Genomic DNA, 13,333 nt, shown 5'->3' on the forward strand with positions numbered 1-13,333 from the left:
ATCAAGGGTTTTTTTAATGAATATTTAATGTATATTCCGATATAGTCCAATCACTTTTCCTAGTATAGATACATTTTGATAGATTAGCGGTTCCATTGTAGCATTCTCTGGTTGTAATCGGATATGATCCTTCTCTTTAAAGAAGCGCTTTACTGTCGCTTCGTCTTCGTCCGTCATTGCGACGACGATATCTCCATTCTGCGCCGTGCTTTGTTGCCTTACAATTACCATATCCTCATCAAGGATGCCAGCTTCTATCATACTTTCACCGTCAATTGTAAGAACAAATAAATTATCATCCGGACCTGCACTCGTACTTGGTAGGGGGATAAACTCTTCGATATTTTCTACTGCTGTAATTGGAAGTCCAGCGGTAACCTTACCAATTAAAGGAGCATATCGAGCTTCCTCACGCGGAATATTATTTTCCTCTGATAGATCCAGTATTTCTATTGCTCTAGGTTTCGTAGGGTCTCTTCTAATAAATCCTTTGCTTTCTAATCTGGATAGGTGACCGTGAACGGTTGAACTGGATGCCAGGCCAACCGCCTCAGCTATTTCACGTACAGAAGGTGGATATCCTTTATTGGTAACTTCATCCTTTATGTAATCTAAAATCGCTTGCTGTCTTTTCGATATTTTTGTCATCTATCGTTCACCTCGCACATATGTATTAGTAATGATAGTTTACCATTCTGATATACAAAATGCAAACGTTCGTTCGAAAAAAAACGTTGACAAGATCATATGTTCTGTTATACTAAAAACAGAACAAAAGTTCTATTTTTGTGAGAAAGGACTGATGACAAATGTTTGATAAAGTTTCGTCAACGGATATTTTCTACATCATTGCTTTTATCGCTACATTAGGTTTTTTATACATTTCACTAATTACTGCATAATATAGGGGATAATTTACATTGAATGCTATTATATATTGCCGTGTAAGTACGGATAAACAGACACAAGAGACATCTATAGAAAGACAAAGACAAGAACTCACAAGCTTAGCGTATCGAAATAACTTAACAATCGTGAAATCAATCGAAGAAAAAGCTAGTGGATATGAAATTGAACGTGAGGGGATTTTTGAAATGCTAGATTCCTTTTCAAGTGGGCAAGCAGATTGTCTTCTTATCCAAGATGAAACTAGACTTGGCAGAGGAAATACGAAGATTGCTCTATTTCACCAGTTACATAAATTAGGAACCACAATCTACACGCATATTCATGACGGAGAATTGGAAATTTCCGAGTCAGATTCTATGGTTCTTCAAATTGTTGGCATCGTTGAAGAATATCAACGAAAAATTCATAATGCGAAAATTAAAAGAGGAATGCAAAAGGCTATTCGGGATGGATATAAACCAATTAAAAATTTATCCAATAATAATAAGTCTTCAGGAAGAGAAAGAAAAACATTTCCTATTGATGAAATAATTCGGTTAAGAAGCAAAAACTTGACTTTTGAAGAAATTTCGAAGACTCTCAAAGGATTAGGATATGATATCTCAAAAGCAACTGTACATCGACGTTTCCAAGAATACCAAATGCTTGATTCAAATAAATAGGCAAGTTAATATAAAAAAAGCTAGAACTTTATTATATTGTTCTTGCTTTTTTTAATGTTGAATCACGTAATGAAGTTAACCTAGTAGGGAACTCTATATAGAAACATTGGCAAAAGGAGGGATTTTCCATGCTGACAAAGGAAAAATTAGATAGAATCAATACGCTTTCAAGAAAGTCAAAAAATGAAGGGTTAACAGAACAAGAAAAAATAGAACAAAAAGAACTAAGGCAAGAATATTTAAAAAACGTTCGTAAGTCATTTAAAAACCAATTCAAATCGATGACTGTTGTAGATCGAGAAGGAAATGATGTTACACCACAAAAAGTCAAAGATTTGCAAGAAAGAAGTAAGAAACATTAAGTTTAGTCAACGAATGGAATGATGTCCCTTATCCAGTAATGATTTGATGTTTATTTTCTCTTTATAAAGATTACACCCTGTTAGTGTTATTGCTTGTTATGTAAATTATTTCATTATAAGATAAGTAAAGAAACAATCCTTTAAAAATAGAAAGGGGACAAATAATGTCGAATAACGTTGAACAATTATCGATTAATACAATTAGAACATTGTCTATTGATGCAATTGAAAAAGCTAATTCTGGTCATCCCGGTTTGCCTATGGGGGCTGCTCCAATGGCTTATACACTATGGACTGATTTTATGAACCATAATCCTAAAAACTCCAAATGGTTCAATCGGGATCGTTTTGTGTTATCAGCTGGCCATGGCTCCATGTTACTTTATTCTATGTTACACCTATCTGGGTATAACGTAACAATGGATGATTTAAGGAATTTTCGTCAATGGGATTCTAAAACACCAGGACACCCAGAGGTACATCATACAGACGGTGTAGAAGCTACTACAGGACCATTAGGACAAGGTATTGCTATGTCCGTTGGGATGGCGATGGCTGAGGCACATCTTGCTGCAAAATATAATAAAGAGGATCTAACTATAATTGATCATCATACATACGCTCTTGTAAGTGACGGGGACCTAATGGAAGGTATCTCTCATGAAGCTGCATCACTTGCCGGGCACTTAAAACTTGGTAAATTGATTTCACTATACGATTCTAACGACATTTCGTTAGATGGTGAATTAAACCGTTCTTTCTCCGAGAATATTGAAGACCGATTTAAAGCATATGGTTGGCAAGTAATACGTGTTGAAGACGGTAATGATGTTAATGAATTAAGAAACGCTATTAAGCAAGCTAAAGAAAACACAGATCAACCAACACTTATCGAAGTAAAAACGGTAATTGGTTATGGTTCACCGAATAAATCAGCTTCTTCTGCCTCACATGGTGCGCCACTTGGGCAAGACGAAGTATCGTTAACAAAAGAATTTTATCAATGGCCACATGAAGAGTTTCATGTCCCAGATGAGGTGTATGCTGACTTTAATGAAAAAATTGTACAGCATGGGAAGGCTGAAGAAGATAAATGGAATCAATTGCTAGAAACGTATAAAGAAAAATATAAAAAAGAAGCAAATGAATTAGAATTGGCAATGAAAGGTGAACTTCCTGAAGGATGGGACAAGGATCTTCCAGTGTATGAAACGGGTGAAGATAATTTAGCTACTAGAGCTTCATCTGGAGAAGTATTAAATGGAATTGCCAAATCCGTTCCGTATTTCTTTGGCGGAAGTGCCGATTTAGCTGGTTCAAACAAAACAACAATAAAGAACGAGGACGATTATAGTCGTCATAATTTTGCTGGCAGAAATATTTGGTTTGGTGTACGCGAACATGCTATGGGTGCTGCATTGAATGGAATGGCATTACATGGTGGACTTAAAGTATTTGGCGGAACATTCTTTGTGTTTAGTGATTATTTACGTCCGTCTATTCGTCTTTCTTCTATTATGAATACACCAGTGACCTATGTATTTACTCATGATTCTATTGCTGTTGGGGAAGATGGCCCAACACATGAGCCAATCGAGCAACTGGCAGCATTACGCGCAATGCCTAACTTATCTATTATTCGTCCAGCTGATGGAAATGAAACACAAGCAGCTTGGCGTTTAGCTCTCGAATCTACCAATAAACCAACTGCTTTAGTGTTAACAAGACAAAACTTACCGACACTAGAGGGTACAAAAGAAAATGCTTATGAAGGTGTTAAGAAGGGTGCTTACGTTGTAAGTAAAACAAATAAAGAAACTCCTGATGCTCTGTTAATTGCTACCGGATCAGAAGTTCAATTGGCAGTCAAAGCTCAAGAAGCATTAAAGGCAAAAGGTATTGAGGTTAATGTTGTTAGCATGCCGTCATGGGATCGTTTCAACGAACAAGACGATGCATATAAAAATGAAGTATTGCCAACGAACATAAGAAAACGTGTAGCGATCGAAATGGGTGCTACTTTCGGATGGGAACGCTATACAGGAGATCAAGGAATTATTATGGGAATTGATCGATTTGGTGCTTCTGCTAACGGGAACAAAGTGATTGAGGAATATGGATTCACAGTAGATAATGTAGTAAATAATGTAGAAAAGCTATTGCGATAATTTATAAAAGGTGGTCTCTTAAATGAGATCATCTTTTTTAGTGTTTTATTAAACTCATTAAAATTTAGACACATAAAATACAAGCGTAATATCCTACAACCGACAAAACTAGTGATAGTTTTTAACGTATTCTGACAAGCTTTTCTTTGAACAATCGTTATAATAATAGGAAATAGAGGAGGGGTCAGATTGAAAGAGTATTCAATTTATTGGATTAAAGAGGAGTTTGCTTCCCATTATTTTTATAAAAGTGATATATTATATCGTTTTATAAATTCATATCTAGTAAATAAGAATAGAAAAGATTTATTATTACAATTTGACTATATTACAAATAATTTTCCTAATACTTCTATTATTTCTCATGTAAAACAACATCTTCCAAGCAATAGCACGTGTCAAATAGAAGGGAATCAAATAATAATTAAGAGGGATGCACAGGTTATTACTTTACATCTCTATGAAAAACATATAAAATTTCGTTGTGAATCGCTTCAGGATGCAGAAAGATTGTTATTCCCTATGTTACGGTTGTTCTATCCATTTCTTTTTATAGTAGATAATTATTATGAAAATTATGGCTGGATTTCACCTGTAACTACAAGTTTCGAGCATCGTGATCATCAAGTATTGTATTCTTAACACGATTTTACTATACTGTATTAGAGACAACACGAAGGAGGAAGACGTATAAATGGACGTAATTTGGGTCGTATTAATTGCTATAGGAGCGTTAGTAGCTGGTGTTGCTCTTGGATTTTTTATTGCAAGAAAATATATGATGAACTACTTGAAAAAGAATCCACCTATTAATGAGCAAATGCTTCGTACATTAATGATGCAAATGGGACAAAAACCATCGCAGAAGAAAATCAATCAAATGATGCGTGCAATGAATAATCAAACAGGTAAATAATGTATTTATTATGTTCATATAATAACCATTGCACCTAAACCCCATACCAATTTAGTATGGGGTTTTCCCATGCCTAAAGAATGAAGAAACATATGTCGTTTTAGCTATCATTTATTATCCTTTTTCGTATAAATTTCAGTTATTTGTCAAATTCAAACGCTTTGTTTAAGGTATATTTCTGTTAGAATTAGTATGATATGAACAAGGAGGTTTTTTACTTTGTCTGAGATTAACGTTTTTTTAGCATTTGGTGCAGGCTTTCTATCTTTTATATCTCCGTGTGTGTTACCGCTTTTTCCGGCATTCCTATCATACATAACAGGAATGAGTGTGAATGAAATAAAAGAAGATAATAAAATGTTGAATAAAAAAAGTGTATTACATACGATCTTCTTTTTATTAGGCTTTTCAAGTATCTTTATCATGATTGGTTTTACCACTTCATTTATTTCTGAATTATTGTTAACTTACCAAGATATTATTCGACAAGTTGGTGCTATCGTCATCATCTTTTTTGGTTTAGTAATTGTTGGTATCTTTAATTTTCAATTTTTGATGAAAGATAAAAAGATAACATTTAAGAATAAACCAGCAGGATTCGTTGGTTCATTTTTAGTCGGAATGGCTTTTTCAATGGGGTGGACTCCATGTACTGGTCCCATTCTAGCAATTGTACTATCTCTGGCTGCGACAAATCCGCAATCTGGCATGATCTTGATGATTGGATATGTATTAGGGTTTTCCATTCCATTCCTCGTCCTTTCATTTTTCATCGGAAAACTTTCTTGGATTAAGAGACATAGTTTACGATTAGTTAAAGTTGGTGGTTACATTATGATCTTCATGGGAATCGCTTTATTCTTTGATTGGATGACAAAACTCACCTCTTTCCTTGCAGGTTGGATAGGATTTTATGGTTTTTAAATTTCTTTTTTACCCCACTTTAATGGATTTTATAGGAAATTTATATTATGATAATAACTATACATACTTAGAAAAGGAGAGCGCTACATGTACAAAACAAACGACCTAATATTACGAACAACGACTTCTCTAATCGCGTTTATTTTATTAGGATTTGCTGTATACCTTTTACTTGCTGGTCATAATTCGCCTGGAGGAGGATTCATAGGGGGATTAGTTACTGCCGCTGCAATTGTACTTATGTATATGGCATATGGGATAAATCTTATTGATAAAATAATACCGATTAATTATCGTACATTGGCGTTAATAGGATTATTAATTGCTGTATTAACTGGAGTAGGTAGTTTTCTATTTAATGAGCCATTTCTATCTCAAACATTTGGCTACTTTCACTTTCCTTTTTTCGGTGAAATAGAATTGGCTACAGCGATGATTTTTGATGTTGGTGTCTATTTTACAGTTGTCGGAGTAACAATTACAATTATATTAAATATTGCAAATGATCAATAGCTACACACCCTTTAGCTTTAGGCTGAGGGAATCATATATATAATTTCACAATTGAAATGCTGCTGTTAGCTACTTAAACCTCCTCGTTATCTCATCCTTTAGATCGTAGTTAACAGGTACTACTGGGAGAGTAACAAAAACAATAAGAGGGGGAAGGTTTTTATGGCAAAAATTTTAATTGTTGATGATGCAAAATTTATGCGTGTAACACTTGCGAATATTTTAGAAAAGGATAACCACGAAATTGTTGGTGAAGCTGAAAATGGTGTTGATGCAGTTGACATGTACAAGCAAGTTCAACCTGATTTAGTCACAATGGATATTACGATGCCAGTGATGAATGGAATAGATGCAATCAAAGAAATTATACAATTCAATCCGAATGCACAAATATTGGTATGTTCTGCTATGGGACAACAAAAAGTAGTTGTAGAAGCTATTGAAAACGGTGCAAAAGATTTTATTATCAAACCCTTTGAAGAAGGAAAAGTACGAGAAACAATCAAAACGATATTACATAATGCGAATGAAATAAGTACAAAAATGTAATGTAACTTTTGCATTGGAACGAGAAAGAGTGGGGTTATATGTTTTGGGGTGTAGCAAGTACGATAGTAGCAATATTTATGGCTGTTACAATGATATTTATTCGTTTAAGAGCTTCTAAGAAACCAGCTTCAGTAAAGAAAATTATTTTGCCACCCATCTTTATGAGTTCCGGTGCATTGATGTTTTTATTTCCTGAATTCCAAGTGAAATGGATTCAAGTATTAGAAGCAATTTCCGTGGGAATATTTTTTTCTTTTTTTCTAATTAAAACCTCTAAATTTGAAATTCAAAATCAGGCCATCTATTTAAAACCTTCGAGAGCATTTGTATTTATCTTATTTGGCCTTTTGATTGTTCGGATCGTTCTCAAACTACTCATTGGAGGAACAGTGTCACTAGGGGAAACCAGTGGAATGTTCTTTTTACTAGCATTTGGAATGATAATTACTTGGAGAATAGCCATGCTATTTAAATTCAAACAATTAGAGAAACAATTAAAACAAACTTCTACCTAATAAAAAGGAAGTGCATATTATATGTACACTTCCTTTATTTTTTATAATTTTCCCGCCAATTTGCTGCATAATTTGCTTGTGATAATTCAAAATAAGGTTCATATGGCGTGACATCGATTTCTTTTTGTTTTAATTTTTTCCGTAAAAATTTATGATCCCGTTTCGGCGTAGCAATAATATAGCCTTGTATTATTGTTTCTTGGGAAATTTTTTCTTGATCTTTTTGAAGGGCAACTTCACCTATTTTGCTGGCAATTTTTTGCCGTGCTACATCCCTGAATAGTTCTGGTACAGGGGAAACTAACTCCTCTAAGAATAATTTCTCTTCTTCTCCCCACATGTGCTTGGTTCGGTCAATATAATACCTTTCCCAGTCCATATCAGATTTTCCATCTTCCTTAGGTAATTGCTTTAAGAACTTACGAAACATGAAAAAACCGCCGATAGCCATCAAACCTATCAACAAAAATCCCCAAAAAATAATAAAATAATCACCAATAACTGACATAATTTCACCTTATTCTCATACTAATCTTATAAATAGCATTTATTTTTCTATGTATTTATAGTACCATTACTTATAATAAGCTACTTTTCGCATTATTTGCTTAATCCATTCACAATCCACAAACAGTTATGCTAATATAATTATAATTGGATTTATTTTTATAAACAAGTTTCATAAATCGAACTTTATATACATAATATTTATAAAAGCGTTTTTATGTTGGTTCTTGTAGAATAAAAAGGGGGGGTAAGTATTGGAGAATACGTCAAATAAACTAGATAAAGCCAATGACCACTCTACATATTGTATGAATTCTGTAGATAACCAAGATGGAACAACAATTTATACAAATTTATCTTCACTACCAGTTGTCATGCAAGAACAAATTGAAGATCACTTAAATGATGTTATCTTGATTTGGGACGAAAACGGAATAGGAGTTTATTTTTCAAAGTCTATTACAAGCTTACTAGGGTATAATTTATCTGATTTATATGGGACCTTTTGGAAAGAACTAGTTGCACCTGGAGATGCTCCACTATTAGAAGATTACTTTAGTAACGAAACGAATTACGAAAAAGTATTCAATTTACATTTACGAGCAAAGGATGAAAGGTATAAGTGGTGTGAATGTAAAATTGCCAAGGTTTTAGATGAAACTAGAAATCAGTTGTATTACCTAACAACATTAAAGGATATTACTGATAAAAAGGAAATCGAAGAAATTATGGTTCGCTCTGAAAAAATGTCAATTGCTGGACAACTTGCAGCAGGAGTGGCGCATGAAATTAGAAATCCATTAACATCGATTAAGGGATTCTTGCAATTGTTGCAAGCTGGAGTAAACCGAAAAGATGTATACTATAAAATTATGATTGATGAAATCGAAAAAATGGAAAAGATTACATCTGAATTGTTATTTATTTCTAAACCGTTAACAGACCAAAAAGAAGAAGAAGCTGTTGGTCAAATGATAGAGGATGTTGTTAAACTACTAAAATCACAGGCCAAGTTAAAAAATATCACTTTAGATTACCATATTGATAAGGAGCATTATATCCATTGTGATCGTTCTCAAATAAAACAAGTACTTCTCAATTTAATAAAAAATGCAATCGAAGCAATGGAAGACCCCGGAGCCATTACTTTATCTGTTTATTTAGTTGAATCGAATGTACAAATTGACGTGAAGGATGAAGGGCCTGGGATCCCTGAGGAAGTTATACATAAACTGGGGGAGCCTTTTTTTACGACGAAACAAAACGGAACAGGTTTAGGTCTGATGATAACGAAACAAATATTAGATCGTCATGATGCAACTTTAGAAATATTGCAGAATGAAGATAAAGGTAGTACATTCCGAATGACATTTCCTGCAATTACTTAATTCATCTATTTATTCTTTCTCTGAATGTACTATTTCTGATTATCCGATAAGAAAAAATTATCACCCCACATAAGTTATTAATATACAAAAATCGGCATGAAACAATTGTTTTATGCCGATTTTTCATATAATATAGTTATTGTGGAATTTTACTTAAATGATTTTCAAAGATTCATATTATAGTAATTATGTTCTATGATGTCAAACTTTGAAGAAACTACAGGAAAGGGGTTACACAAATGGGAGAAAGTAAAACTTTTGATGCTAAAAAGCAGTTTGAACTTAACGGAAAAACGTATAACTATTACCATTTAAAAACTTTAGAAGAAGCCGGTTTAGGAAACGTTTCACGGTTGCCATTTTCAATCCGTGTACTATTAGAATCGCTTGTACGTCAATATGATGGCCGTGTAATTAGCGATGAACATGTAGAAGGATTATCTAAATGGGGGACAGAAGAAGGAAAAGGTGTAGATGTTCCTTTTAAACCATCCCGTGTAATTTTACAAGACTTTACAGGGGTGCCAGCAGTAGTTGATTTAGCATCTCTTCGTAAAGCAATGGTTGATATGGGTGGAGAACCAGATAAAATTAATCCAGAAGTACCAGTAGATTTGGTTATTGACCACTCTGTACAGGTAGACCAATATGGCTCACCAAATGCATTAAAAGCTAATATGGATCTGGAATTCGAACGTAATGCAGAGCGTTACGAATTTTTAAACTGGGCACAAAAAGCATTTGAGAACTATCGTGCTGTCCCACCTGCAACTGGTATTGTTCACCAAGTTAACTTGGAGTACATTGCAAATGTTGTACACGCTTTAGAAAATGAAAATGGTGAGTATGATGCATTCCCAGATACGTTAGTTGGTACGGACTCACATACAACCATGATCAACGGTTTAGGTGTATTAGGCTGGGGTGTTGGTGGTATTGAAGCAGAAGCAGGTATGCTAGGCCAACCATCTTATTTCCCTGCACCAGAAGTAATTGGTGTTAAATTTACTGGTAGTTTCCCTCAAGGAACAACAGCTACTGACCTAGCGTTAAAAGTAACACAGGTTTTACGTGAGAAAAATGTAGTAGGAAAATTTGTTGAGTACTTTGGTCCAGGGTTAAAAGACATGCCACTTGCTGATCGTGCAACCATTTCTAATATGGCTCCAGAATATGGTGCGACTTGTGGTTTCTTCCCTGTTGATGAGGAAGCACTAAATTACCTTCGTCTAACTGGACGTAGTGAAGAACAAATTTCTCTTGTTGAAAAATATTGTAAAGAAAATAGCTTATGGTATTCAGCAGATCAAAAGGATCCTGAATATACTCAAATTGTTGAAATTAACCTTTCTGATTTAGAGCCGAATCTTTCTGGTCCAAAACGTCCACAGGATTTAATTAAGTTATCTGATATGAAAGAAGAATTTAATAAAGCTGTTACAGCACCATCAGGTAACCAAGGATTTGGATTAGATAAATCCGAATTTGATAAGGAAGTATCTGTAGAATTATCTAATGGAAAAACCACTGTAATGAAAACTGGCGCTCTAGCAATTGCTGCGATTACATCATGTACAAATACATCCAACCCTTATGTAATGTTAGGAGCAGGTCTACTGGCGAAAAAAGCAGTAGAAAAAGGATTACAGGTACCTGAATATGTAAAAACTTCACTAGCACCTGGTTCCAAAGTAGTTACTCGCTATTTAGAAGATGCTGGATTAATGCCATACCTTGATCAATTAGGATTTAGCTTGGTTGGTTACGGATGTACAACATGTATTGGTAACTCAGGTCCGTTATTACCGGAAATTGAAAAAGCAATTGCAGATAATGACTTAACTGTATCGTCTGTATTATCGGGTAACCGTAACTTTGAAGGGCGTATTCATCCACTAGTGAAAGCGAATTACTTAGCTTCTCCACCATTGGTAGTAGCGTACGCGCTAGCTGGTACGGTTGATATCGACCTAACAAAAGACGCACTAGGAACAGATGCTGATGGCGAAGCAGTTTACATGAGCGATATTTGGCCAACTATGGACGAAATTAAATCAGAAGTAGAAAGTGTTGTTAATCCCGAGATTTTCCGTAAAGAATATGAAAATGTATTCGAGTCTAATGAAAAGTGGAACGAGATTGATACAACGGATGAGCCGCTATTTAAGTGGGATGATGAATCAACCTATATTCAAAACCCACCATTTTTTGAAGGTTTATCAAAAGAAGCAGGAACTGTTAACCCACTAAATAACTTACGTGCAATTGGTAAGTTTGGTGATTCAGTGACAACTGACCATATATCACCAGCTGGAGCAATTGCTAAGGATATGCCTGCAGGCAAATACTTGCAAGACAAAAATGTTTCACCTAGAAACTTCAACTCATATGGTTCTCGTCGTGGTAACCATGAGGTTATGATGCGCGGTACGTTTGCAAATATTCGTATTCGTAACTTATTAGCACCAGGTACAGAAGGTGGTTATACTACTTACTGGCCAACTGGTGATGTAATGCCTATCTATGATGCAGCAATGAAATACCAACAAGATAATACTGGTTTACTAGTTGTAGCTGGCAAAGATTATGGTATGGGATCATCTCGCGACTGGGCTGCTAAAGGTACCAACCTACTAGGTATTAAAACTGTTATTGCAGAAAGCTTTGAGCGTATTCACCGTTCAAACTTGGTTATGATGGGAGTACTTCCATTACAGTTTGAAGAAGGACAAAATGCAGATAAGTTAGGCTTAACTGGTAAAGAAACATTTAACATCGAAATTGATGAGAATGTAAAACCGCATGATCTGTTAAATGTAACTGCTAAAGATGAGAATGGAAAAACAACAGAGTTTAAAGTTGTTGCTCGTTTTGATAGTGAAGTTGAAATAGACTACTATCGCCATGGTGGTATTTTACAGATGGTATTGCGTAACAAACTAGAAGCATAATGAAAAAGACCTCACATTAATGTGGGGTCTTTTTCATTCTTGACAAGTCTATGAACTTTAATCTAAAGCCTTTACTCCATCATTAATCAAACGTACAATTATGATAAAAGTATTAAATGGGGATTTAAGGAGAACGCGTATGGTAAAACAGATATTTGGAACATTATTAATCGCATGTTTAGGCATTATTCTTGTTTATAATTTATTTCAATCAAGTACTAAAACAACGGAAGAAGAAAATTTTTCGGCTGATGCAACGATTGATGGTGGGGTAATAAGTTCACCTGGTGCTTCGGGATTAGAAGTTGGACAAACTGCGCCTGATTTTGAATTACGTACAATGGATGGCGAGATCGTTAAATTAAGTGATTATCTTGGGAAAAAAGTAATATTAAATTTTTGGGCATCGTGGTGTGGTCCTTGTAAGAAAGAGATGCCAGAAATGCAAACATATTACAACGAGCACAAAGATGAAGTAGAAATTCTTGCTGTTAATGTTACAGACTCAGAAACGAATGAAAAAAAGGTTGAAGATTTTATTCAGAAACACAACTATTCGTACCCTATATTAATGGATCGTTCTAATCATGTCACTGAGGAATATGTTGCGATTACAATTCCAACTACCTATTTTATTGATACGGAAGGGATTATCCATCACCCTCGTAAAGTTGGTCCAATGACCTATGAATTTATCGAAGAGATGGTCAGTAAAATGAATTAATCATTGTCTTTCACAAAATTGTTATAAAATTCAAAGGAAACGGTAATAATGGTTATTAAAAAAGGAGGGAATAACCATTTCATTAAAAAAGCGTGTTTCCTTTGATGATCTTGTACAAGCGAATCGACAACAAATTTTGGAAGACAAGGCGATAATGGAGAAAATTGAAAAAAATATCGAGAATAAGTATTACCAATCATTACAAAAAGAAAATAAAGAAGCCTAATTCAAATACTCTTTCAGCT

At 34.5% G+C, this 13,333-nt stretch carries 15 protein-coding genes; 13 read left to right on the plus strand and 2 right to left on the minus strand.

The window, feature by feature from the left end:
• Positions 1–24: 24 nt before the first annotated feature.
• Entirely contained in the window at positions 25–648 is a 624-nt protein-coding gene (gene lexA, locus BMX40_RS02950) for a transcriptional repressor LexA (RefSeq protein ID WP_090866675.1), read from the minus strand.
• A gap of 272 nt (positions 649–920) precedes the next feature.
• On the opposite strand from lexA, the gene BMX40_RS02955 reads away from it, so the two are divergent.
• The 9 genes from BMX40_RS02955 to BMX40_RS02995 all read left to right on the plus strand — a co-directional run bounded on the left by BMX40_RS02955 (position 921) and on the right by BMX40_RS02995 (position 7,518).
• Entirely contained in the window at positions 921–1,571 is a 651-nt protein-coding gene (locus tag BMX40_RS02955; RefSeq protein ID WP_090866677.1) for a YneB family resolvase-like protein, read from the plus strand.
• A gap of 128 nt (positions 1,572–1,699) precedes the next feature.
• Positions 1,700–1,933 (plus strand): DUF896 domain-containing protein, encoded by a 234-nt coding sequence (locus tag BMX40_RS02960; protein WP_090866679.1) that lies wholly within the window; start codon positions 1,700–1,702, stop codon positions 1,931–1,933.
• Between the two features lie 164 nt (positions 1,934–2,097).
• Positions 2,098–4,101 (plus strand): transketolase, encoded by a 2,004-nt coding sequence (tkt, locus tag BMX40_RS02965; protein WP_090866681.1) that lies wholly within the window; start codon positions 2,098–2,100, stop codon positions 4,099–4,101.
• Positions 4,102–4,290: 189 nt separating this feature from the next.
• A complete protein-coding gene (gene sirA / locus BMX40_RS02970; protein ID WP_170840647.1) occupies positions 4,291–4,743 on the plus strand; it encodes a sporulation inhibitor of replication protein SirA in 453 nt (150 codons plus the stop codon).
• Between the two features lie 52 nt (positions 4,744–4,795).
• Entirely contained in the window at positions 4,796–5,017 is a 222-nt protein-coding gene (locus tag BMX40_RS02975; RefSeq protein WP_090866685.1) for a YneF family protein, read from the plus strand.
• Between the two features lie 219 nt (positions 5,018–5,236).
• The gene (locus BMX40_RS02980; protein ID WP_090866687.1) at positions 5,237–5,941 is read left to right on the plus strand and encodes a cytochrome c biogenesis CcdA family protein; all 705 of its coding nucleotides are present in this window, start codon (positions 5,237–5,239) and stop codon (positions 5,939–5,941) included.
• Between the two features lie 87 nt (positions 5,942–6,028).
• Positions 6,029–6,454 carry a Na(+)/H(+) antiporter subunit B gene (locus BMX40_RS02985; RefSeq protein ID WP_090866689.1) on the plus strand — a complete coding sequence of 142 codons (426 nt, stop codon included), beginning with the start codon at positions 6,029–6,031 and terminating at the stop codon, positions 6,452–6,454.
• Between the two features lie 162 nt (positions 6,455–6,616).
• A complete protein-coding gene (locus tag BMX40_RS02990; RefSeq protein ID WP_090866691.1) occupies positions 6,617–7,003 on the plus strand; it encodes a response regulator in 387 nt (128 codons plus the stop codon).
• 38 nt (positions 7,004–7,041) lie between these two features.
• Entirely contained in the window at positions 7,042–7,518 is a 477-nt protein-coding gene (locus BMX40_RS02995) for a CcdC family protein (protein ID WP_090866693.1), read from the plus strand.
• A gap of 34 nt (positions 7,519–7,552) precedes the next feature.
• On the opposite strand, the gene BMX40_RS03000 is transcribed toward BMX40_RS02995, so the two are convergent.
• Positions 7,553–8,026 carry a DUF2621 family protein gene (locus BMX40_RS03000; RefSeq protein WP_090866695.1) on the minus strand — a complete coding sequence of 158 codons (474 nt, stop codon included), beginning with the start codon at positions 8,024–8,026 and terminating at the stop codon, positions 7,553–7,555.
• A 253-nt stretch (positions 8,027–8,279) separates the two neighbouring features.
• Between BMX40_RS03000 and BMX40_RS03005 the strand changes: the two genes are divergently transcribed.
• From BMX40_RS03005 to BMX40_RS20750, 4 genes are all read left to right on the plus strand, one after another.
• Positions 8,280–9,413 (plus strand): ATP-binding protein, encoded by a 1,134-nt coding sequence (locus tag BMX40_RS03005; protein WP_244513329.1) that lies wholly within the window; start codon positions 8,280–8,282, stop codon positions 9,411–9,413.
• Positions 9,414–9,652: 239 nt separating this feature from the next.
• Positions 9,653–12,364: an aconitate hydratase AcnA gene (gene acnA, locus BMX40_RS03010; protein ID WP_090866697.1), complete on the plus strand. Its 2,712-nt coding sequence runs from the start codon at positions 9,653–9,655 to the stop codon at positions 12,362–12,364.
• A gap of 139 nt (positions 12,365–12,503) precedes the next feature.
• Positions 12,504–13,088, plus strand: coding sequence for a TlpA family protein disulfide reductase (locus tag BMX40_RS03015; protein WP_090866699.1), 585 nt, complete (start codon positions 12,504–12,506; stop codon positions 13,086–13,088).
• Between the two features lie 76 nt (positions 13,089–13,164).
• The gene (locus BMX40_RS20750; protein WP_139177908.1) at positions 13,165–13,314 is read left to right on the plus strand and encodes an FbpB family small basic protein; all 150 of its coding nucleotides are present in this window, start codon (positions 13,165–13,167) and stop codon (positions 13,312–13,314) included.
• Positions 13,315–13,333: the final 19 nt, after the last annotated feature.

The organism is Oceanobacillus limi (assembly GCF_900111445.1).
Classification (GTDB): domain Bacteria; phylum Bacillota; class Bacilli; order Bacillales; family Amphibacillaceae; genus Ornithinibacillus; species Ornithinibacillus limi.